The organism is Paracoccus aminovorans (genome assembly GCF_001546115.1).
GTDB lineage: Bacteria > Pseudomonadota > Alphaproteobacteria > Rhodobacterales > Rhodobacteraceae > Paracoccus > Paracoccus aminovorans_B.
This window is the reverse complement of the sequence record NZ_KQ955208.1, coordinates 654,940-676,436: the sequence shown is the minus strand read 5'-3', so window position 1 is coordinate 676,436 and position 21,497 is coordinate 654,940. Positions and strand designations below refer to the sequence as shown.

Annotated in this window: 23 protein-coding genes and 1 tRNA gene; 13 read left to right on the top strand and 11 right to left on the bottom strand. The window is 67.8% G+C overall.

Going from position 1 to position 21,497, the window contains the following annotated elements; genetic code table 11:
- Positions 1-19: 19 nt before the first annotated feature.
- Genes ASV56_RS03470 through ASV56_RS03460 form a run of 3 tightly spaced genes read left to right on the top strand, consistent with a single transcriptional unit; the run spans position 20 to position 1,727 of the window.
- The gene (locus tag ASV56_RS03470; RefSeq protein ID WP_082724718.1) at positions 20-859 is read left to right on the top strand and encodes a segregation and condensation protein A; all 840 of its coding nucleotides are present in this window, start codon (positions 20-22) and stop codon (positions 857-859) included.
- The gene (gene scpB / locus ASV56_RS03465; RefSeq protein WP_062560803.1) at positions 856-1,515 is read left to right on the top strand and encodes an SMC-Scp complex subunit ScpB; all 660 of its coding nucleotides are present in this window, start codon (positions 856-858) and stop codon (positions 1,513-1,515) included. Before ASV56_RS03470 ends, scpB begins: the two co-directional genes overlap by 4 nt.
- Before the next feature lie 17 nt (positions 1,516-1,532).
- Complete coding sequence (locus tag ASV56_RS03460; protein ID WP_062560802.1) at positions 1,533-1,727, top strand: hypothetical protein; 195 nt, start codon at positions 1,533-1,535, stop codon at positions 1,725-1,727.
- A 59-nt stretch (positions 1,728-1,786) separates the two neighbouring features.
- On the opposite strand, the gene ASV56_RS03455 is transcribed toward ASV56_RS03460, so the two are convergent.
- The 4 genes from ASV56_RS03455 to ihfA all read right to left on the bottom strand — a co-directional run bounded on the left by ASV56_RS03455 (position 1,787) and on the right by ihfA (position 3,951).
- On the bottom strand, positions 1,787-2,851 hold the full coding sequence (locus ASV56_RS03455) for a 2'-deoxycytidine 5'-triphosphate deaminase (RefSeq protein WP_062560801.1): 1,065 nt from the start codon (positions 2,849-2,851) through the stop codon (positions 1,787-1,789).
- Positions 2,852-2,911: 60 nt separating this feature from the next.
- Positions 2,912-2,989 (bottom strand) — tRNA-Pro (locus ASV56_RS03450).
- A gap of 114 nt (positions 2,990-3,103) precedes the next feature.
- The gene (locus tag ASV56_RS03445) at positions 3,104-3,643 is read right to left on the bottom strand and encodes a MerR family transcriptional regulator (RefSeq protein ID WP_062560800.1); all 540 of its coding nucleotides are present in this window, start codon (positions 3,641-3,643) and stop codon (positions 3,104-3,106) included.
- Complete coding sequence (gene ihfA / locus ASV56_RS03440; protein WP_017998060.1) at positions 3,643-3,951, bottom strand: integration host factor subunit alpha; 309 nt, start codon at positions 3,949-3,951, stop codon at positions 3,643-3,645. The genes ASV56_RS03445 and ihfA overlap by 1 nt, the downstream gene beginning before the upstream one ends.
- A 210-nt stretch (positions 3,952-4,161) precedes the next feature.
- On the opposite strand from ihfA, the gene ASV56_RS03435 reads away from it, so the two are divergent.
- The gene (locus tag ASV56_RS03435) at positions 4,162-4,437 is read left to right on the top strand and encodes a DksA/TraR family C4-type zinc finger protein (protein WP_062560799.1); all 276 of its coding nucleotides are present in this window, start codon (positions 4,162-4,164) and stop codon (positions 4,435-4,437) included.
- A gap of 297 nt (positions 4,438-4,734) precedes the next feature.
- Here ASV56_RS03435 and ASV56_RS03430 read toward each other — a convergent pair whose 3' ends face one another.
- From ASV56_RS03430 to ASV56_RS03415, 4 genes are all read right to left on the bottom strand, one after another.
- Positions 4,735-5,709 carry a beta-ketoacyl-ACP synthase III gene (locus ASV56_RS03430; RefSeq protein ID WP_062560798.1) on the bottom strand — a complete coding sequence of 325 codons (975 nt, stop codon included), beginning with the start codon at positions 5,707-5,709 and terminating at the stop codon, positions 4,735-4,737.
- Positions 5,709-6,818: a phosphate acyltransferase PlsX gene (gene plsX, locus ASV56_RS03425; protein ID WP_062560797.1), complete on the bottom strand. Its 1,110-nt coding sequence runs from the start codon at positions 6,816-6,818 to the stop codon at positions 5,709-5,711. Before plsX ends, ASV56_RS03430 begins: the two co-directional genes overlap by 1 nt.
- Before the next feature lie 17 nt (positions 6,819-6,835).
- Positions 6,836-7,042, bottom strand: coding sequence for a 50S ribosomal protein L32 (gene rpmF, locus ASV56_RS03420; protein ID WP_011748153.1), 207 nt, complete (start codon positions 7,040-7,042; stop codon positions 6,836-6,838).
- A 322-nt stretch (positions 7,043-7,364) separates the two neighbouring features.
- A complete protein-coding gene (locus tag ASV56_RS03415) occupies positions 7,365-8,183 on the bottom strand; it encodes a sulfotransferase family protein (RefSeq protein WP_062560796.1) in 819 nt (272 codons plus the stop codon).
- Positions 8,184-8,343: 160 nt separating this feature from the next.
- Between ASV56_RS03415 and ASV56_RS03410 the strand changes: the two genes are divergently transcribed.
- Both ASV56_RS03410 and ASV56_RS03405 read left to right on the top strand, forming a co-directional pair.
- A complete protein-coding gene (locus ASV56_RS03410; protein ID WP_062560795.1) occupies positions 8,344-9,921 on the top strand; it encodes a DUF5928 domain-containing protein in 1,578 nt (525 codons plus the stop codon).
- A 12-nt stretch (positions 9,922-9,933) separates the two neighbouring features.
- A complete protein-coding gene (locus ASV56_RS03405; RefSeq protein WP_062560794.1) occupies positions 9,934-10,308 on the top strand; it encodes an HIT domain-containing protein in 375 nt (124 codons plus the stop codon).
- A 5-nt stretch (positions 10,309-10,313) separates the two neighbouring features.
- Here the strand turns inward: ASV56_RS03405 and ASV56_RS03400 are convergent, their stop codons facing one another.
- Positions 10,314-11,255 (bottom strand): ABC transporter ATP-binding protein, encoded by a 942-nt coding sequence (locus ASV56_RS03400; RefSeq protein WP_062560793.1) that lies wholly within the window; start codon positions 11,253-11,255, stop codon positions 10,314-10,316.
- Between the two features lie 69 nt (positions 11,256-11,324).
- On the opposite strand from ASV56_RS03400, the gene ASV56_RS03395 reads away from it, so the two are divergent.
- A complete protein-coding gene (locus ASV56_RS03395; protein ID WP_017998050.1) occupies positions 11,325-11,513 on the top strand; it encodes a zinc-finger domain-containing protein in 189 nt (62 codons plus the stop codon).
- 154 nt (positions 11,514-11,667) lie between these two features.
- The gene (gene polA, locus ASV56_RS03390; protein ID WP_062560792.1) at positions 11,668-14,478 is read left to right on the top strand and encodes a DNA polymerase I; all 2,811 of its coding nucleotides are present in this window, start codon (positions 11,668-11,670) and stop codon (positions 14,476-14,478) included.
- A 62-nt stretch (positions 14,479-14,540) separates the two neighbouring features.
- Here the strand turns inward: polA and hemN are convergent, their stop codons facing one another.
- On the bottom strand, positions 14,541-15,893 hold the full coding sequence (hemN, locus tag ASV56_RS03385; RefSeq protein WP_062560791.1) for an oxygen-independent coproporphyrinogen III oxidase: 1,353 nt from the start codon (positions 15,891-15,893) through the stop codon (positions 14,541-14,543).
- A gap of 50 nt (positions 15,894-15,943) precedes the next feature.
- Here hemN and fnrL point away from each other — a divergent pair, with 50 nt between their 5' ends.
- Positions 15,944-16,693 (top strand): transcriptional regulator FnrL, encoded by a 750-nt coding sequence (gene fnrL / locus ASV56_RS03380; RefSeq protein WP_026155095.1) that lies wholly within the window; start codon positions 15,944-15,946, stop codon positions 16,691-16,693.
- 38 nt (positions 16,694-16,731) lie between these two features.
- Here the strand turns inward: fnrL and ASV56_RS03375 are convergent, their stop codons facing one another.
- Complete coding sequence (locus tag ASV56_RS03375; RefSeq protein ID WP_062560790.1) at positions 16,732-17,565, bottom strand: universal stress protein; 834 nt, start codon at positions 17,563-17,565, stop codon at positions 16,732-16,734.
- Positions 17,566-17,816: 251 nt separating this feature from the next.
- On the opposite strand from ASV56_RS03375, the gene ccoN reads away from it, so the two are divergent.
- The 4 genes from ccoN to ccoP are packed head-to-tail and all read left to right on the top strand — an operon-like array spanning position 17,817 to position 21,405.
- Positions 17,817-19,436 carry a cytochrome-c oxidase, cbb3-type subunit I gene (ccoN, locus tag ASV56_RS03370; RefSeq protein ID WP_062560789.1) on the top strand — a complete coding sequence of 540 codons (1,620 nt, stop codon included), beginning with the start codon at positions 17,817-17,819 and terminating at the stop codon, positions 19,434-19,436.
- 9 nt (positions 19,437-19,445) lie between these two features.
- Positions 19,446-20,171: a cytochrome-c oxidase, cbb3-type subunit II gene (ccoO, locus tag ASV56_RS03365; RefSeq protein WP_062560788.1), complete on the top strand. Its 726-nt coding sequence runs from the start codon at positions 19,446-19,448 to the stop codon at positions 20,169-20,171.
- 8 nt (positions 20,172-20,179) lie between these two features.
- Entirely contained in the window at positions 20,180-20,368 is a 189-nt protein-coding gene (locus ASV56_RS03360) for a CcoQ/FixQ family Cbb3-type cytochrome c oxidase assembly chaperone (RefSeq protein ID WP_017998043.1), read from the top strand.
- Entirely contained in the window at positions 20,368-21,405 is a 1,038-nt protein-coding gene (gene ccoP, locus ASV56_RS03355) for a cytochrome-c oxidase, cbb3-type subunit III (protein ID WP_172823725.1), read from the top strand. Before ASV56_RS03360 ends, ccoP begins: the two co-directional genes overlap by 1 nt.
- Positions 21,406-21,497: the final 92 nt, after the last annotated feature.

The window sequence follows — 21,497 nt, the reverse complement described above, 5'->3', positions numbered from 1 at the left end:
CATCGCCGATTCTGCCCGCATGACCAGGGTTCCCTATCTGACACCCGTGCCCGACCCGGACCCCGCGCCGCCGCTGCCGGGGCTGGAGCCGCCCGACCATGCCTCGGACCGGGCCGCCGCCCGCGCCGATGAGGTGCTGGTCGTCGATGTCGAGGGGTTCGAGGGGCCGCTGGACCTGCTGCTGAACCTGTCGCGGATGCAGAAGGTCGACCTGCTGCAGATCTCGGTCCTGGAACTGGCCGACCAATACCTGGCCTTCGTCGACCAGGCCCGCGCCCTGCGCATCGAGCTGGCGGCGGATTACCTGGTCATGGCGGCCTGGCTCGCCTTTCTGAAATCGCGGCTGCTTCTGCCGCCCGATCCCGAGGCCGAGGGACCGAGCGCCGAGGAGATGGCCGCGCATCTGGCCTTCCAGCTGGAACGGCTGAACGCCATGCGCGAGGCGGCGGCGCGGCTGATGGCGCGCGACCGGCTGGGGCAGGACCGTTTCGCGCGCGGTGCGCCCGAGGTGGTGACCCGCCAGCGCCAAGTCGCCTGGCAGGCCGGGCTGATCGACCTGATGCGGGCCTATGCCCGGCTGCGCACCCGCGACGAATTCCGGCCCTATGCCTTCGACCGTCGCGACGTCTTTACCATGGAGCAGGCACTGGACCGGGTGCGCGGGCTGATCGGCTTTGCCGGCGACTGGACCCAACTTGCCGCCTTCCTGCCCGAGGGCTGGGAGGCCGACCCGCAGCGCCGCCGCTCGGCCACCGCCGCGACCTTTGCCGCCACGCTGGAGCTGGCGCGGCAGGGCCGGCTGGAAATCAGCCAGAGCGCCAGCTTTGCCCCCATCACCATTCGCAGACGCCCGGAATGACCGACGAACCCCTTGACCCGCACCGCTTCTCCCCGCCGCCGCTGCCCGAGCAGGAGCGCATGGTCGAGGCGGTGCTGTTTGCCTCGGCCCATCCGATGAGCCTGCGCGAGATCGCCGCGCGCCTGCCCAAGGGCTGCGACCCGGCCGAGGTGATGCAAAGCCTCTGCGCTCGCTATGAGGGACGGGGGGTGCAGCTGGCGCGTGTCGGCGATGCCTGGGCGTTTCGCACCGCCGCCGACCTAGGCTTCCTGATGCAGGAGAGCATGGTCGAGAGCCGGCGCCTGTCGCGCGCCGCGACCGAGACGCTGGCGATCATCGCCTATCACCAGCCGGTCACCCGCGCCGAGATCGAGGAGATCCGTGGCGTCGCCGTCAGCAAGGGCACGCTGGACCAGCTGATCGAGCTGGAATGGGTCCGCATCGGCCGCCGCCGGCAGACCCCGGGCCGGCCGGTGACCTTCGTGGTGACCGAGGCCTTCCTGGATCATTTCGGGCTGGAAAGCGCCCGCGACCTGCCGGGGCTGGCCGAGCTGCGCGCCGCCGGGTTGCTGGAATCGCGCCCGCAGGCGGCACTTGCGCCCACGCTGTTCCGGGACGAGGATGTCGAGGCGGACGCGTCCGGGGCCCTGGCCGACGACCTGTTCGAAGATGAATGAAAACAAGGCATAGCGCCATGAACATGAACCAGCTTGTCAATATGCTGACGCGGATGGTTTCGAATCGCCTGCTGAACTGGGGCATGCGCCGGATGAACGCGCCGAAACCCGGCGAGCGGCAGACGCCGCAGCAGAAAAGCCGCGAGAAGGCGGCACGCGAAGCGGTGAAGCGGGCGCGCCAGGCGGCGCGGATCACCCGTCGGATGCGGTAGCGGGGGCTCTGCCCCCGTCCCTGCGGGACTCCCCCGGGATATTTCGGCAAGAAAGAAGCTCAGGCGAACTGCTTGGCGAGCTTCAGACCCTGGCCCTGGTAGTTCGAGGCGATGCCGCTGCCATAGAGCCGGTCGGGGCGAGCGGCCATGCGTTCGTAGACCAGGCGGCCGACGGTCTGGCCATGCTCCAGCGCGAAGGGGGCCTCGTGGCAGCGCACCTCGAGCACGCCGCGCGCGCCCTGGCCCGGGCCATGGCCGAAGCCGGGGTCGAAGAAGCCGGCGTAATGCACGCGGAATTCGCCGACCATGGCAAGATAGGGCGCCATCTCGGCGGCGTAATCGGGCGGGATCGCCACCGCCTCGCGGCTGACGAGGATGTAGAAGGCGCCGGGGTCGAGGATCAGCTGGCCGTCGCTGGTGCGCAGCTCGTCCCAGAAGTCGCGGGCCCGGTAGGCGCCGATGCGGTCGAGGTCGATGACGCCGCTATGCGGGCGGGCGCGGTAGCCGACCAGGTCGCCGGCCTCGGGGCGCAGGTCGACCGAGAAGCCCAGGCCGTCGTCGATCAGCGCCTGGCCGCTGACCAGCGGCTCGCGGGCGTGCAGTTCCTGCAGCTCGGCGTCCGAGAGCACGGCCTGGCCCTGGCGCAGCCGCAGCTGGTTCAGACGCATGCCGGGCCGGACCAGGACCGAGAAGCTGCGCGGGCAGATCTCGGCATAGATCGGGCCGTCGTAGCCGGGCGGCAGGCGGTCGAATTCGGTGCCCTCGTCGGTGACGAGGCGGGTCAGCAGGTCCAGCCGGCCGGTCGAGCTTTTCGCATTCGCGACCGCGTCGAGGCCTTGCGGCAGCGACAGCCGCTCCATCAGCGGCACCAGGTAGACGCAGCCCTTTTCCAGTACCGCGCCACCGGTCAGGTCCATGCGGTGCATCTCGAAATCCGCCAGCCGGTCGCTGACCTTGCGGCCCTGGCCGGCGAGGAACGAGGCGCGTAGCCGCCAGGCCGTCGCGCCCAGCCGCAGGTCGAGGCTGGCAGGCTGGATCTGCTCGGGCAGGATCGGGCTTTCGGCGCGGATGGCGCCGGAATCGATCAGCTGGCGCAGGCGGGAATCGGGCAGGACACCGTTCACGGCAAACCCTTTCGGCAAAAGGAAACGCCCACCCCCGCAAAGGGATGGGCGTTTTCGGAATGGTCGGGCCGGCGAGATTCGAACTCGCGGCCTTCCGCCCCCCAGACGGACGCGCTAACCAGGCTGCGCCACGGCCCGACGAGGGGCATATAGAGCGAAGCGGGCGGCCAGCACAAGGGGCCAAGCGCGGAAATCTGGTCGGGAAATTCGATTGTTGCAACCTGCTGCGGCAAGGGGCGCGGTGGCATGCGCCTAGCGCAGGTCACGCAGCGCCATGCGCAGCTGTCGGGCCCGGTCAGACAAGGGGCGGCCTTGCAATTCCAGCCGGCGCAGCCGGGCGGCGGCGGTGGCGAGGCGGGCCAGCCAGTCGGGCGCGGCACCGGGCCGGTCGAACAGCGGCAGGGATTCGGCCGGTTTCGCGGCGCGCCGCGGCGAGCGCGGTTGCGACGTTGATTCGGGCGCAGGCGTGTCCGGGCTTGCGGCCGCCGGCTTGGCGGCGTGGTCCCGCGCCTCGCCCAGCCGTGCGGCGCCGATCTCGCGCAGGCCCAGGCCGCGATCCGCCGCGATCAGGCGGCGGGCGCCGCGGATGCTGAGCCCTTCCTCGCGCATGACCTGGCACAGACCTGCTGCCAGCCGCACGTCGTCGGGGCGGTAGTAGCGGCGGCCGTCGGCGCGCTTGACCGGGGCCAGTTGCGGGAATTGCGATTCCCAATAGCGCAACACATGCGGCGCGACGCCCACGAGGCGCGAGACCTCTCCGATGGATCGGAAGGCGTCGGGCGACTTGCTCATCAGCCCTTGCGCCTGTTCCCGGCCGCGACGCGGTCCTTCATCAGATGCGAGGGCCGAAAGGACAGCACCCGGCGCGGGGTGATCGGCACTTCCTCGCCGGTCTTGGGGTTGCGGCCGACGCGTTCGTTCTTGTCGCGGACCGAAAACGTGCCGAAGGACGAGATCTTGACCTGTTCGCCGCGCACCAGCGCATCCGAAACATGGCCGAGCACGCTTTCGACGAGTTGGGCCGATTCGTGGCGGGACAGACCCACCTCACGGAACACGGCTTCGGCCAGGTCCATGCGGGTCAGGGTAGAGTCGCTCATCTCGGAAACCTCATGAATGCTGTGCAGGATGATTTCTTTAGGGTGCCGAGTCAACAACCGGCTCTGCGATTCCGTTCCCGCATGCCGGATTTTGTTCCGCGTTATTCGCGCCTTACCAGCAAGACCCCGCGCATTCCCGGCGCGCATGGGCTTGGAGGGCGGGGTTTTGCTTCCTATCTTTGCAGCGTAACCCAGGACGGAGCGGCAGACATGGCGGGCGGTTGGGCACGCGACGAGGCGGTCAACGAGCAGATCGATATCTCGACCCAGGAGGCGATCGAGCGGATGCGGGCGCGCAACGCGCATCGCACCGTGGGCGACAGTGCCGAATTCTGCGACGAATGCGACGAGCCGATTCCCGAGGCCCGGCGGCAGGCGATTCCCGGCGTGCGGCTATGCGTCGAATGCCAGTCGGGGCGCGACAAGGCGTTCCGCCCGGTGGCGGGCATCAATCGGCGCGGGTCCAAGGATTCGCAGTTGAAGTAAGGACTTGCGGCGGCGCATCGTCGGTTGGACAATAGACTTGAATATCTATCATGTTTATCGTGAAATTTTCCGCAGGTTGTGCTAGGCTGCGATCATGGCGCAGCAACCCGCTGCCGGTTTCATGGGAGGCATGAGATGACCAGCAAATGGAAGCGCAAGCTGAAACGGGCGCTGATCGAGGAGCGGCAGAAGCTGAAGGGCGCCGCCGGCGTGCTGGACGACAGCGCGGCGAACAGCCGGTCCGAATGACAGTCATGGCAAGCCGGCAGGCGGCGGGGGAACCCGCCGCTTTTGCATTCACCAGCGCAGCACGGCCGAGCCCCAGGCCAGGCCGCCGCCGATGGCCTCGACCACCAGCAGGTCGCCGGGTTTGAAGCGGCCTTGCGCATCGGCGACCGACAGCGCCAGCGGGATCGATGCGGCCGAGGTATTGCCGTGGTCCGCGACGGTCAGCACCACCTTCTGCATCGGCAGATGCATGCGCTTGGCGGTGGCCTCGATGATGCGCAGGTTGGCCTGGTGCGGCACCAGCCAATCCACCTGCTCGGGCGCGATCCCGGCCTTGTCCAGCGCGCGATGCGCGGTATCGGCCAGTTTCTCGACCGCATGGCGGAACACCAGGTTGCCCTGCATCCGTAGATACCCGGCGGTGCCGGTCGAGGCGACGCCGCCGTCGACATAGAGCAGGTCGCGATACTGCCCGTCGCTGTTCAGGTCGGTGGCGAGGATGCCGCGGTCCTGCGAGGTGCCGGCGGCGCCCTCGGCCGCCTCCAGCACCACGGCGCCGGCGCCGTCGCCGAACAGCACGCAGGTGCCGCGGTCGGTCCAGTCCATGATGCGGCTGAAGGTCTCGGCGCCGATGACCAGCACCCGCTCGGCCAGGCCGGCGCGGATCATCGCATCGGCATTGGCCAGCGCGAAGACAAAGCCGGCGCAGACCGCCTGGAGGTCATAGGCAAAGCCGCGCGTCATGCCCAGGCCCGCCTGCACCATGGTCGCGACCGAGGGGAAGGTCAGGTCGGGGGTCGAGGTCGCGACGATCACCGCGTCGATGTCCCGCGCCGCCAGCCCGGCCTTGTCCAGCGCCGCGCGGGCAGCCAGGATGCCAAGGTCGCTGGTGCGCTGGCCCTCGGCCGCGAAATGGCGCCGCTCGATGCCGGTGCGGGCGCGGATCCATTCGTCGCTGGTGTCCAGCTTGTCCTCGAACCAGCTGTTCTCGACCACCCGTTCGGGCAGGTAGTGGCCGGTTCCCCGGACGATCGCTCGCCGCATCAGGACGCTCCCTCGGTTGGCGTGGCGCCATCGGTCTCGGCGCCGGCATGGATCTGGGCAAGGCGCGCCGCCAGCCGGTCCTGGAAGCCGGATTGCGCCAGTTGGAAGGCCAGCTTGACCGCAGCCGAAACCCCGGTCGCATCGGCCGAGCCATGCGATTTCACCACGGTTCCGTTCAGGCCCAGGAAGACGCCGCCATTGACGCGGCGCGGGTCGATGCGCTTTTGCAGCCGCTTCAGCGATCCCATCGCCAGCAGCGCCGCGAATTTCGACAGCACCGACTTGCCGAAGGCTTCCTTGAGCAGGTCGCCGACCAGCTTGGCGGTGCCCTCGCCGGTCTTCAGCGCGACATTGCCGGTGAAGCCGTCGGTGACGATCACATCCACCCGGTCCGAGGGCAGATCGCCGCCCTCGACGAAGCCGACATAGTCGAAATTCGCCGCCTGGGCCGAGGCGGGCATCAGCTCATGCGCCTGCTTCAGCTCGGGGCGGCCCTTGTGTTCCTCGGTGCCGACGTTCAGCAGCCCGACGCGCGGCCGGGCCAGGCCCAGGCCGTTGCGGGCATAGGCGGCGCCCATCAGCGCATAGGCCAGCAGGTCCTGCGCATCGGCGCGGATGTCGGCGCCCACGTCCAGCATGACGTTGAAGCCCTGCGGATTGCGCGAGGGCCAGAGGCAGGCGATGGCGGGGCGGTTCACGCCGGGCAGCTTGCGCAGCCGGATCATCGACATCGCCATCAGCGCGCCGGTATTGCCGCAGGAAACGGCGGCCGTGGCCTCGCCCTGCCGCACGGATTCGAGCGTCGACCACATCGAGGTGCCTTCGCCCTTGCGCAGCACCTGGCTGGGCTTGTCGCCCATGGTCACCACGCCGGGGGCGTCGCGGATGTCGCAACGCGCCGCAAGCCCGGGCCGGCGGGCGACCAGGGCTTCCAGTTCGGCGCCGGGGCCGTGCAGGATGAAACGGATATCGGGGTTCTTCTCGGCGCTTTCGGCAATGCCGGCGACCACCACGGAAGGTCCGCGATCGCCGCCCATTGCATCAACCGAGATCACCACGCCCCCGGTCGCCGGGGTGCGCGGCAGCGTCGTGGAGCCTGCCGAGACCATATCCGCGGTCAGTCCGCTCAGGCCGCGTCTTCGTCCAGGTCGACCTCATTGGCCTGCGCCACGACCTCGCGGTCGGCATAATGGCCGCAGGAGGGGCAGACGTGATGCGGGCGCTTCAGCTCGCCGCAGTTGCTGCATTCGTTCGGGTTGCCGGCGACCAGCGCGTCGTGCGAGCGGCGCATGTTGCGGCGGGACCGGGTAACTCGGTTCTGAGGGACGGCCATGTCTCAACCTCAAGTGGTTCGGGGGGCAACCCGACTGGGCGGCCCCGGATGCTGATTTCGTTTCTGGGGCGGGCATAGGCCAAGAGCGCGTGAACCGCAAGGCGCGAAACAAGTCTGGCGCACGGGGGCAACGGTCCGGGTGATGCCCCGCCGGTCGGATGAAGCGCGGAAAATAGCGGCTTTGCCGGTTTTCGCAAGGGAAAACTTGGATGGGCGGGAAGAAAGCGCCGCCGGGCGGCGCTGCCTCCGGCGGGAGTATTTGGAAAACGGTGAAAGCGGGCGGCAGCGGCGCCGGCCTGGGGTGCGGGCCGGCGCGGCGGGTTCAGCGGCCCAGCTTGGCATGGACCTCGTCGAGGTCGACTTCATGCCTGGGGTATTTGTTGTCGGGGTCGTCAAAGTCGTATTTGAACAGCTGGAAGTCCTTCTTGTAGATCTCCCAGACCAGGTGGCGCGACAGGTCGTCGAAGTATTCGCTGATCCTGTGCGCGCGCTTGGGGCCGTGGCCCTCCGATTCGTTGAACTTGGGCACGTCGTTCACGTCGAGCGTCACCGGGGTCGGCGCCGCGTCCAGCACCTTCTGCATGCCCTCGTTGAACTTCTCGGTGAAGAAGATCTGGTCGTAGCGGCCGCCGTTCACGATGAAGGTCGAGATATGGCCCGACATGGCCGACCAGTGGATGTCCGGCTCCATCGGCCGGCGCCAGCGGATGGTGTCGCGCGCGAACAGCAGGAAGCGGCGGAAGCTGGCGACCTGGTCGAACTCGAAGCCGTTCTCGGGGCTGCCGACGTCGATGCCGTAGCGCTGGATCAGCTGCGGCACCAGGTTGCCGCGATAGCGCTTGCCGTTCCTCTGGATGCCGGCGATCTTGTCGAAGAACGAGGACAGGATGCGGCCATAGGGATTCCTGACGCAGGTGAAGGTCAGCGCCTCATGCGCCTTGACCGATTTCTCGATCAGCGGCTGGCTGGCCTCCTGGTTCCACTTGTGCAGGCCGTCGGTGGAATCGTGGATGTCGCCGTCGAAATAGCGGCCGTGGTCCGAATAGAACATGATCTGCCCGATCGACGAACAGGCGCATTTCGGCACCACGCGATAGACCATGCTGCCGCTTTCGGTCATCCAAGTTCCTGGGAAGCCCATTCCGTGCCTTTCCTGTTCACATTGCCGCGCCCGCTGCGGGCCGGGTGCGGGCCGGGTTGCCGGCCCGGTCAAAATCGGTAAGGACACAAAGCAAATCACCGGCAGAGATTCAACCTGCTGTAGAGCGTTCCGGGCGCGAACCGGGAAGATGGGATAGAGAATGGCGCGGATTGCCTTCATTCTGCTTTGCCACAAGGATCCGAAGGGGGTCATTGCGCAGGCCAAGCGCCTGACCGCGACCGGCGACTATGTCTCGATCCATTTCGACGGCCGCGCCAATCCCAAGGACTTCGACGCCATCCGCGCGGCGCTGGCCGACAACCCCTCAGTGGTCTTTGCGCAGCGGCGCTGGAAATGCGGCTGGGGCGAGTGGTCGCTGGTCGGCGCCACGCTGGAGGCGGTGCGCTCGGCCGTGGCGGCCTTTCCGCTGGCGACGCATTTCTACATGCTCTCGGGCGATTGCATGCCGATCAAGTCGGCGGAATATGCCCGCGCCTTCCTCGACACCGAGGACTGCGACTATATCGAGAGTTTCGACTTCTTCGAATCGGACTGGATCAAGACCGGCTTCAAGGAAGAGCGGCTGATCTATCGCCACTGGTTCAACGAACGCACGCGGAAATGGCTGTTCTACGCCAGCTACGACCTGCAGAAGCGATTAGGCCTGACCCGCAGCATCCCGGCCGACATCCAGGTCATGATCGGCTCGCAATGGTGGTGCCTGCGCCGCCAGACCGTCGAGAAGGTGCTGGAGTTCTGCGCCGCGCGCTCCGATGTCATGCGCTTCTTCGCCACGACCTGGATCCCGGACGAGACCTTCTTCCAGACCATCGTGCCCCATGTCGTGCCGCGAAAGCAGATCCGCTCGCGCACGCTGACCTATCTGGTCTTCACCGATTACGGCATGCCGGTGACCTTCTACAACGACCAGTACGACCTGCTGATGGGCCAGGACTACCTGTTCGCGCGCAAGATCTCGCCCGAGGCGATCCGGCTGCGCGAAAGGCTGGGGGCGCTCTGGGCCGCGACCGGGGTGCATTTCCCGATCTCGAACGAGGCGACCGGGCTTTTCCGCTTCCTGACCGGGCAGGGCCGGGTCGGGCGCCGCTTCGGCCAGCGCTTCTGGGAGGCCGAGGGCAGCCTCGGGCGCAACAACACGCTGCTGCTGGTGGTCTCGAAGAAATGGCACGTGGCCAAGCGCCTGACCGCCGCGATCCGGGCCGAGACGACGATCCCGGCGGTGGATTTCCTGTTCAACGAGCTCGAGGCGCATCTGCCCGACCTGGGCGGGGTCGAGACCACGCTGGAAAAGCGCGACCGGCACCGCCGCGCGCTGATCCGGCTGCTGTTCGAGAATTTCGAGTCGAACCAGCTGGTGATCTGCCTCGATCCCTCGGCGCTGCACCTGATCCAGGACCTGATGGCCGACAAGGCCGACACAAGGCTGCTGCTGATCGATTCGGATTTCGACGACGACTACCTGCGCGGCCATATCGGCCGGGTCGGCCTGGCCGGGGCGCAGACCGCGCCCGAGGTGATCGAGCGGCTGCTGCCCACGGTGCGCGCCGACCTGGAGCACGAGGCCGAGCGGCTGCGCGACATGGATTTCCCCGGCTTTCACGCCATCGCCCCCTGGCGCAGCCCCGAGGAGAACGCCGTCCACCTGGCCCGCTTCCTCGACCTGTTGCCCGAGGCCGCGCTGAAACTGGCTAAAATCCCGCACCTGTTCACCGATTGAGGAGACATCGCCATGCCGGTCTATGACCCGCAGAACATCTTTGCCCGCATCCTGCGCGGCGAGATCCCGAACGACACCGTGCTGGAGACCGAGCACACGCTGGTCTTCCGCGACATCCGCCCGCAGGCGCCGGTGCATGTGCTGGCGATCCCGCGCGGCGCCTATGTCAGCTACGACGATTTCGCGGCCAATGCCTCGGATGCCGAAATCGTCGACTTCCACCGCGCCATCGCCCGCGTGGTGCGCGAGCTGGGCGTTGACCTGGACAGCGGCGCCGGCTTCCGCGCCATCACCAATGCCGGGCCGGACGGCGTGCAGGAGGTGCCGCATTTCCACATGCATATCCTGGGCGGCCGGCCGATGGGGCGCATGGTCTCGGCCGGCTGACCACCTCAGCGCGAGGTCAGCTGGACGAAGACGTCTTCCAGGTCCGGCGCCTCGACCGCCACGTCGCGGATCGCAAGCCCCGCGTCGCGCAGCGCGTCGATGAGCCGGTCGGCGGCAATGCGCGAGGGCGCATAGCTAAGCGCCAGGCGGCCGTCGGTGCGACGCTCGGCCCGCACGCCCTCGGGCAGGGCGGGCAGGGCGCGATTCTCGCCGGTGTCGACGATCAGCGTCTTGGAATCGGCGCGGCCGAGCAGGGCGGCGGTCGGCTCGGACAGGATCAGTTCGCCGTGGTCGATGATGGCGATGCGGTCGCACATCTGCTCGGCTTCCTCGAGGTAATGCGTGGTCAGGATGATGGTCATGCCCTGGTCGTTCAGCCGCCGCACGTTGCGCCACAGCATCTCGCGCAGCTGGATGTCCACCCCGGCGGTCGGCTCGTCCAGCACCAGGATCTGCGGCCGATGCACCAGCGCCTTGGCCAGCAGGAGCCGCCGCTTCATGCCGCCCGACAGGTGGCGCGAATAGCTTTCCGCCTGGTCGGTCAGCCCGACCAGTTCCAGCAACTCGTCGGTCCAGCGCTCGCGCTTCGGCACGCCATAGAGGCCGGCCTGCACCTCGAGGCTGGCGCGGGGCGACAGGAACGGGTCGATGTTCAGTTCCTGCGGCATGACGCCGATGGCGGCGCGGGACTGCCGCGGGTTCACGTCCTGGTCGAAGCCCCAGATCGTCACCCGGCCCGCGGTCTTGCGCACCAACCCGGCCAGGATGTTGATCGTGGTGGACTTGCCGGCGCCGTTCGGCCCCAGCAGGCCGAAGATCGAGCCGGCGGGAAACGCCAGGTCCAGCCCCTTCAGCGCCTGTTTCGCCGGCGCCTTGCCGGCCGCGGCATAGGTCTTGGTCAGGCCGCTGATTTCGATGGCGTTCGGACTGCTTGCAGGGGCTGGCATCGGCTCTTCGCGTTCATTATGATCGCCGCCGGTTTAACCGCGTTTGTCGTCAAAGCTCAAGGAACCGCCATGACCATCCCGGCCCCCGAGATCCAGACCGTCACCCGCTGGAAGGTCGCCTGCGACGGCGACGAGGCGCGGGGCCTGGGCCATCCGCGCGTCTGGCTGGCCATTCCGCAGGACAGCGGCTGGGTCGAATGCGGCTATTGCGACAAGCGCTTCGTCATCGACCGCGCCCACGCCCACGACGATCACTGACCCTGCGCCATGGCGGCCTTTGCGGGGGCGGCAGGGTTGCCGGCCTCCGGCGGGGGTATTTGTGAAACAGTGAAGGCGGGGGCCGGTCTTGGCCCGGTCGGCGCTTCGTGGCATCAAGGGGCCTTGGATTTGCCGGCAGAAGGATGGGGCGCAGATGACGGACGTATTCGGCAAGGGCCATCACCTGCATCTGATCGACGGCTCGGCTTTCATCTTTCGCGCCTATCACGCGCTGCCGCCGCTGACCCGGCGCTCGGACGGGCTGCCGATCGGGGCGGTCGCCGGTTTCTGCAACATGCTGTGGAAATATATCCAGGACGGCTCGGGCTCGGACCAGCCGACCCATGCCGCGGTGATCTTCGACCATAGCGCCAAGACCTTCCGCAACGACATCTATCCGCTCTACAAGGCGAACCGGCCCGAGCCGCCCGAGGATCTGCGGCCGCAGTTTCCCCTGACCCGCGAGGCGACGCGGGCGTTCAACATCGCCTGCATCGAGACCGAGGGCTACGAGGCCGACGACATCATCGCGGCGCTGTCCTGCCGGGCGCGCGATGCCGGCGGGCGCGTCACCATCATCAGCAGCGACAAGGACCTGATGCAGCTGGTCGGCGGCGGGGTCGAGATGATGGATCCGATCAAGGGCAAGCCCATCGGCCCCGACGAGGTGCGCGAGAAGTTCGGCGTCGGGCCCGAGCGGGTGGTGGACGTCCAGGCCCTGGCCGGCGATTCCGTCGACAACGTGCCGGGTGCGCCCGGGATCGGCATCAAGACCGCCGCGCAGCTGATCGAGGAATATGGCGACCTGGAGAGCCTGCTGGCACGCGCGGACGAGATCAAGCAGCCCAAGCGTCGCCAGACCCTGATCGACCATGCCGAGCAGATCCGCATCTCGAAGCGCCTGGTCGAACTGGATTGCGACACGCCGCTGGACTTCACGCTGGAGAGCCTGTCGATCCGGGCCCCCGAGGCGCAGGCGCTGCTGGAATTCCTGCAGCGGATGGAGTTCCGCACCCTGGTCAACCGCGTGGCCGAGAAGCTGGGGGCCGCGGTGCCGGCCGCGCCCGAGATTGCGGTGGCGGCAGTCGCGGGGCCGGTGGCGCGGGAATTGCCGGCCATCGACCGCAGCCGCTATGAGGTCATCCGCGACGAGGCGGCGCTGGCCGCCTGGCTGGAGGGCATCGCCGAGAGTGGCATCGTCGCCGTCGATACCGAGACCACCGGGCTGGACGAGATGGTGGCCGACCTGGTCGGGGTTTCGCTATGCACCGGGCCGGGGCGGGCCTGCTATATCCCGCTGGGCCATGTCGGCGAGGGCGCGACGGGCGATCTGTTCGGCGGGCCGGTGCTGGCCGAGGGGCAGATCCCGGCCGACCGGGCGCTGGCGCTGCTGAAACCGGTGCTGGAGGATGATGCCACCCTGAAGATCGGCCAGAACATCAAGTATGACGTGAAGATCTTTGCCCGGCTGGGCATCCGCATGGCACCGGTCGAGGACACCATGCTGATGTCCTATGCGCTGAATGCCGGCACGCACAACCACGGCATGGACGAGCTGGCGCAGACCTATCTGGGCCATACCTGCGTGCCGATCAAGGACCTGATCGGCTCGGGCAAGGCGCAGATCGGCTTCCAGCAGGTCGCCGTCGACAAGGCCGCCGAATATGCCGCCGAGGATGCCGAGGTGACCTGGCGGCTTTGGCATCATTTCCGTCCGCAGCTGGCGCGCGAGCGGGTGGCGAGCGCCTATGAGCGTCTGGAGCGGCCGATGGTGCCGGTGCTGGCCGGGATGGAGATGGCCGGCATCCGCATCGACGCCGATCACCTGCGCCGCATGTCGAGCGCCTTCGCCCAGAAGATGGCGGCGCTGGAGGCCGAGATCCACGCCCTGGCCGGCGGGTCCTTCAACGTCGGCAGCCCCAAGCAGCTGGGCGAGATCCTGTTCGACCGCATGGGGCTGGCCGGCGGCAAGCAGGGCAAGACCGGGGCCTTCTCCACCAGCGCCGAGGTGCTGGAGGACCTGGCGGCCGAGGGCCACGACCTGGCCTCGCGCGTGCTGGACTGGCGGGCGATCTCGAAGCTGAAATCGACCTATACCGATGCGCTGCCGCTGCATGTGAACGCGGCGACCGGGCGCGTCCACACCTGCTATTCCATCGCCGGCGCCCAGACCGGGCGGCTGGCCTCGACCGATCCGAACCTGCAGAACATCCCGGTCAGGACCGAGGAGGGCCGGCGCATCCGCGAGGCCTTCATCGCCGCCGAGGGGCACAGGCTGGTCAGCCTCGACTACAGCCAGATCGAGCTGCGGATCCTGGCGCATGTCGCGGCGATCCCGGCGTTGAAGCAGGCCTTCCGCGACGGCATCGACATCCACGCCATGACCGCGAGCCAGATGTTCGGCGTGCCGGTCGAAGGCATGGACCCGATGATCCGCCGCCGCGCCAAGGCGATCAATTTCGGGGTGATCTACGGCATTTCCGGCTTCGGCCTGTCGCGCAACCTGCGCATTCCGCGCGCCGAGGCGCAGGCCTTCATCGACACCTATTTCGAGCGTTTCCCCGAGATCCGCGCCTATATGGACCGCACCGTGGCCGAGGCCAAGCAGGACGGCTTCGTGCGCACGCTGTTCGGGCGGCGCATCAACACCCCGGGCATCAACCTCAGCGGCCCTTCGGCCGGCGGGGCGCGGCGGGCGGCGATCAATGCGCCGATCCAGGGCGCGGCGGCCGACATCATCCGGCGCGCCATGATCCGCATGCCCGAGGCCATCGCGCATCTGCCGGCGCGGATGCTGCTGCAGGTGCATGACGAGCTGGTCTTCGAGGTCGAGGAGGCCGCGGTTCCGGAGCTGATCGAGGTGGCGCGCGGCGTCATGCAGGGCGCAGCCGAGCCGGCCGTGCGGCTGGACGTGCCGCTGATCGTCGATGCCGGGCAGGGGGCAAGCTGGGCCGAGGCGCATTGACGGACACGGCCGCGCTCGTGGCGCGGCCGCTTGGGTATTTGCAGAGCAAAGAAGCCGAGGCCTCAGATGGCGCCGGAATGGCCCGAGGCGGCCATGTCGTAGCCGTCGAACATGCGGGCGATCATCCGCGTCAGCGGCCGGCCCTCGGGCGTGATGCGAAGGCCGGTCGCGTCGCATTCGACCATCTCGCCGAAACGCTCGGCCACCGGGGCGAAGAGGCGGGCGAGGCTGTCGGCGTCGAAGCCGTGGGCCGCGAATTCCTGTGCGTCGATGCGGAAGTCGCACATCAGCGCCTCGATCATGCGGGCGCGCCAGCGGTCCTCGGCGCTGAAGGCATGGCCGCGCGTGGTGGCGAAGCGGCCGGCGCGGACATGGCCCAGATAGGCGCCGGTCGCCGGCGCGTTCTGGGCATAGCCCTGCGGGAAGCGCGAGATCGACGAGGCGCCAAGCCCGACCAGCACCTCGGCCCGGTCGTCGGTATAGCCCTGGAAGTTGCGCCGCAGCAGCCCGGCCTTTTGCGCCGTGGCCAGCCCGTCGCCGGGGCGGGCGAAATGGTCGATGCCGATCTCGTCATAGCCGTCGGCCAGGAACAGCGCCCGGGCGGTCTCGAAGAGCTTGAGCCGGCCATGCGGGTCCGGCAGCGATTCCGAGGGGATCATCACCTGGCGCTTGGCCATCCAGGGCACATGCGCATAGCCGTAGAGCGCCACCCGGTCCGGCGACAGCGCCAGGAGCTTCTGCACCGATTCGGCGATGCGGCGCGGATCCTGCTCGGGCAGGCCATAGAGGATATCGGCATTCAGGCTGGCGACGCCGCGGTCGCGGATCATGTCCACGGCACGCTTGGTCAGCTCGAAGCTCTGCTCGCGGCCGATGATGCGCTGGATCTCGGGGTCGAAGTCCTGCACCCCGATCGAGGCCCGGGTCAGGCCCGATTCGGCCAGGGCGTCCATGCGGGGCTCGTCGATCTCGTTCGGGTCGATCTCGACCGAGAATTCGGCGCCTTCGGCCAGCGGGAAGGCGGCGCGGACGGCCTGGGCCAGGTCGCGCATCATGTCGGGCTGCATCAGCGTCGGCGTGCCGCCGCCCCAATGCAGCCGCGACAGCCGCACGCCGCGAGGCAGCGCGGCGCGCAGCGTCTCGAGCTCGGTCAGCAGCGCCTGGACATAGGCGCGCACCGGCGCATCCGATTGCGTGCCCTGGGTGCGGCAGGCGCAGAACCAGCACAGCCGCCGGCAGAACGGCACATGCATATAGAGCGAGATCGCCGCGCCTTCGGGAATCGCATCCAGCCAGCGGCCGAATTCGGCCCCGTTCACGGCGGGGGTGAAATGGGGTGCCGTGGGGTAGCTGGTATAGCGCGGGACCCGCGCGTCAAACAGTCCCAGGCGTTCAAGTTGCGATTGCTGTGTCATGACGCTATCCTTGCAGCAGAACACGCGCCAGGACATTGACCCAGATCAACATGCCACACGACGCCGCCCTTGTTGCGACGCAGCAGCCCTGCCACATCTGCCCGATCAAGGAACGGGCGGTATGTTCGCATTGCGGCGGCGACGAGCTTTCCGAGCTGGAGAGCATGAAATACTATCGCCGCTTCGAGGCCGGGCAGGTCGTGGTCTGGGCCGGCGACCGGCTGGATTTCGTGGGTTCCGTGGTGTCCGGCATGGCCGGGCTGACCCAGCAGCTCGAGGATGGCCGCACGCAGATGGTGGGGCTTCTGCTGCCCAGCGATTTCCTGGGCCGGCCTGGGCGCGACGTCGCGGCTTATACCGTGACCGCGACCAGCGACCTGCTCTTGTGCTGCTTTCGCCGCAAGCCCTTCGAAAAGCTGCTGATCGACATTCCGCGCATCGCCGGCCGGCTGCTGGAGATGACGCTGGACGAGCTTGACGCCGCCCGCGACTGGCTCTTGCTGCTGGGCCGCAAGTCGGCGCGCGAGAAGATCGCCTCGCTGCTGGTGATCCTGGCGCGGCGCGAGGCGGCGCTGATCAAGCGCCGGCCCGAGGGGCGCATCGCCATCGAACTGCCGCTGACCCGCGAGGCCATGGCCGATTACCTGGGGCTGACGCTGGAGACCGTCAGCCGGCAGATGAGCGCCCTGAAGCGCGAGGGCGTGATCGAGCTTGACGGCAAGCGCCGGGTCATCGTGCCCTCGTTCCAGCGCCTGGTCCTGGAAAGCGGCGACGATTCGGACGGCGGTCCGCTGAGCTGAGGGCAAAGCGGGGGCCAAGCCCCCGCCGGCCGGCCCCGTCAGCGCGCCATCAGCACCGGCACTTCGGCCTTTTCCAGCATGTTGCGCGTCGCGCCGCCCAGGATCGCCTGGCGGAAGCGCGAATGGCCATAGGCCCCCATGACCAGCATGTCGGCGCCGATCTCGGTCACGCGCCGGTTCAGGATGTCGCTGACCTGGGGCAGGGTGCGCGCCAGCACCGAGATCTCGGCCCGCACGCCGTGGCGGGTCAGCATCTGGCACAGCGCCCCGCCGGGGTCCGAGCGTTCGGGGCCGTTGGGCGAGGGGTCGATCACGGTGATCTCGACGCATTCGGCGGCGATCAGCAGCGGCAGGGCGCGCCGCACGGCGGCCAGGGCCTCGTTCGACTGGTTCCAGGCGATGACGATGCGCTTGCCGAAGGGCTCGGTCAGCTGGTGCGGCACGATCAGCACCGGGGCCGAGCCCTCGAACAGCGCCGCCTCGGTGATCGCCTCGGCATCGGGGGTCGCGCCGGCGCCATAGGGCCGGTTCAGCACCACCAGGTCGGAATAGCGCGCCCGCATGCCGACCAGCGTCGACATGCCGCCGACCTGGGCCACGGCGGAATCGACCGACCAGCGCACGTCCTCGGCGTTCAGCCGCTCGCGCACCTTCTGCTCCAGGTCGCTGGCGGCGGCCATGGCCTTGTCGATGGATTCCTGGAACACATAGGCCGAGGCGCCGGCATAGTAATAGCCGCTCTGCGTGTGATCGACGCCCATGCAGAAGACGTCGAGATGCGCATCCTCGCGCCGGGTCATGGCAAGCGCCGCGTCCAGTTGCTCGTGCTGGCCGGTCTCGGTCAGGACGGTCAGGATGGTCTTGTATCCCATGGGCAGTCTCCTTTTTGGCATTTGGTCCCGGGCGCCGGCTTCCCGGAAGGGAATCAAGGGCCTGGCCGGCGCTGGCGTGGCCATCCTGTCCGGTCAGGGGACGATTTTACACCCCTTGCGAACGAAACGATTGATGCAGATCAAAGTGTCACGAAACCGTGCGCCTGTAGAAGGTGGGTGTCGAGGCCGAAATTCCAGCGCATGCGCGGGTGATTCGCGGCCGCCGGCAAAGAATGAAGGACAGGAAAGTCATGTTGGATACCATCAAGCTGATCGCGCTGGGGGTGATCGCGGTTCTGGCCGCCCTCGCCGCCAATTACGCGCGACCCGATGATCCCGCCTATCTGGTGAACGCGCTGATCGTGATGCTGGCAGCCGGGTTCATGTTCATGCGGGTGCTGCGCCAGATGGGCAACGAGCAGCCGCTGCTCGACCCGCACCCGGAAAACGAATACCTGGACGGCGTGGTCCGGGCCGGGGTCGTCGCCACCGCATTCTGGGGCGTGGTCGGCTTCCTGGTCGGCGTGGTCATCGCCTTCCAGCTGGCCTTCCCGGCGCTGAACCTCAGCGACTTCACCATGGGCTACACGAACTTCGGCAAGCTGCGGCCGCTGCATACCAGCGCGGTGATCTTCGCCTTTGGCGGCAACGCGCTGATCGCGACCTCGTTCTACGTGGTGCAGCGCACCTCGGCGGCGCGGCTCTGGGGCGGCAATGCCGCCTGGTTCGTGTTCTGGGGCTACAACCTGTTCATCGTCCTGGCCGCGACCGGCTATATCCTGGGCGCCACCCAGTCCAAGGAATATGCCGAGCCGGAATGGTATGTCGACTGGTGGCTGACGCTGGTCTGGGTCGTCTATCTCGCGGTGTTCCTAGGCACGATCCTGAAGCGCAAGGAACCGCATATCTACGTGGCGAACTGGTTCTACCTGTCCTTCATCGTCACCATCGCCATGCTGCATATCGTCAACAACCTGTCGGTGCCGGTCAGCTTCCTAGGCTCGAAATCGGTGCAGGTGTTCTCGGGCGTGCAGGACGGCATGGTGCAATGGTGGTATGGCCACAACGCCGTGGGCTTCTTCCTGACCGCCGGCTTCCTGGGCATGATGTATTACTTCATCCCCAAACAGGCCGAGCGTCCCGTCTACAGCTACAAGCTGTCCATCATCCACTTCTGGGCGCTGATCTTCCTCTATATCTGGGCCGGTCCGCACCACCTGCACTATACCGCGCTGCCCGACTGGGCCTCGACGCTGGGCATGGTGTTCTCGATCATCCTGTGGATGCCGTCCTGGGGCGGCATGATAAACGGGCTGATGACGCTCTCGGGCGCCTGGGACAAGCTGCGCACCGATCCGATCATCCGCATGATGGTGGTGGCCGTCGGCTTCTACGGCATGGCGACCTTCGAAGGGCCGATGATGTCGATCAAGGCGGTGAACTCGCTGTCGCACTATACCGACTGGACCATCGGCCACGTGCATTCCGGCGCCCTGGGCTGGAACGGCATGATCACCTTCGGCGCGCTCTACTACCTGACGCCGCGCCTCTGGGGCCGCGAGCGGCTGTATTCCACCGCGCTGGTCAGCTGGCACTTCTGGCTCGCCACCATCGGCCTGGTGCTCTACGCCGCCTCGATGTGGGTCTCGGGCATCATGGAAGGGCTGATGTGGCGCGAGGTCGACGCCCAGGGCTTCCTGGTCAACGCCTTCGCCGACACCGTGGCCGCCAAGTTCCCGATGAACGTGGTGCGTGGCCTGGGAGGTGTGCTCTATCTCAGCGGCGCGCTGATCATGTGCTACAACCTGTGGGCCACCGTCGCCAGGCAACCCAAGACCGCAACCACCGCCGTCGCGGTTCCGGCAGAGTAAGGGCGCATCATGGCAATCCTTGAAAAACACAAGGTTCTGGAAAAGAACGCCACGCTGCTGCTGGTCTTTTCCTTCCTGGTCGTCACCATCGGCGGCATCGTCGAGATCGCGCCGCTGTTCTATCTGCAGAACACCATCGAGACGGTGACGGGCATGCGGCCCTATACGCCCCTGGAGCTGAAGGGCCGCGACATCTATGTCCGCGAGGGCTGCTATGTCTGCCACAGCCAGATGATCCGCCCGATGCGCGACGAGGTCGAACGCTATGGCCACTACAGCCTGGCGGCCGAGTCGATGTATGACCATCCGTTCCAATGGGGGTCGAAACGCACCGGGCCGGACCTGGCCCGGGTGGGCGGGCGCTATTCGGACGAATGGCACATCGACCACCTGACCAACCCGCAGGCGGTGGTGCCGGAATCGATCATGCCGAAATACGGCTTCCTGCATGACCGGATCATCGACGCTTCGAACATGCAGGACCGGCTGAAGACCGACGCGCTGGTCGGCGTGCCCTACAGCGAGGAGATGGTGACGAATGCCGCCGCCGATTTCCGCGCCCAGGCCGATCCCGACGCGGATGCCTCGGGGCTGGAAGAGCGCTATCCGGGCGCCTTGCAGCGCAACTATGACCGCCGCGCCGGCGTGTCGGAAATGGACGCCCTGATCGCCTATCTGCAGGTGCTGGGCACGATGGTCGACTTCTCGACCTTCGAGCCCGACCCGAACCGCTGAGGCCCGCCATGGAGATCTATTCCTTCCTGCGCGAACTGGCCGACAGCTGGGTGCTGCTGTCCCTGGTGCTGTTCTTCCTGGGGGCGATCGCCTTCGTCCTCAGGCCCGGCTCGCGCCGGCTGCACCGCGATGCCGCGGAAAGCATTTTCCGTAACGAGACGAGTCCCGCCACGGCGGGCGAGAAGGAGGTCGAGTGATGGCCGACACCGACGACGAGCACACCAGCCCCCAGAACCCCGACAACCGGATCGAGCTGGAACGCATGGCCGCGGACCAGGAGAACAAGGCGCAGATCGCCGCGCATCCGCCCGTGGGGCCCGACGGCCGGCCGCTGCACCGCCCGGTCGGCAGCACCCGCGTGGTGCGCGACCGCAAGGGCGTGCGCAAGGTGGTCGAGGTGCCCTCGACCGGCCACAGCTGGGACGGGATCGAGGAATACGACAACCCGCTGCCGCGCTGGTGGCTGTGGTCCTTCTATGCCACCATCGTCTGGGGCCTGGCCTATGTCGTGGCCTATCCGGCCATCCCGCTGCTGTCGGGTTCGACCCAGGGCGTGCTGGGCACGACCTATCGCAGCGATGTCGCGGCCGAGATCCAGCGCTTCAAGGACGCCAACGCCCCGATCCAGGCCAAGCTGGTCGAGACGCCGCTGGACCAGGTCGCCGCCGATCCGGACCTTGCGAACTATACCGCCAATGCCGGGGCCGCGATCTTCCGCACCTGGTGCGCGCAGTGCCACGGCTCGGGCGCGGGCGGCAATCCGGGCTATCCGACGCTCTTGGACAACGACTGGCTGTGGGGGGGCACGCTGGACGACATCCACACCACCGTTCAGCACGGCATCCGCGACCCCAAGGACGAGGAGACCCGCTATTCCGAAATGCCGAAATTCGGCACCGACGAATTGCTGGACAACAGCCAGATCGCCCAGGTGGTGAACTATGTGCTGGAACTGGGCGGGCAGCCGCATGACGCGGACCTCGCGGCCGAGGGCGCGACGGTCTTCGCCGACAACTGCACCGCCTGCCACGCCGAGGACGGCAAGGGCGACCGGGCGCAGGGCGCGCCGGACCTGACCGACGCGGTCTGGCTCTATGGCTCGGACCCGGCGACGATCACCCGCATCGTCCACGACGGCCCCTTCGGTGTCATGCCGGCCTGGACCGGCCGGCTGTCCGAGGCGGATATCCGCGCCGTCGCATCCTATGTGCACGGTCTGGGCGGCGGCGAATAGCGCCCAGACAAGCACCCCGAATCCGCGGCCGGGCAACCGGCCCCGGAGGCACCGGCCCCCCGTCCTGTTCGCGCGTTTCCAGGGGGGCCGGT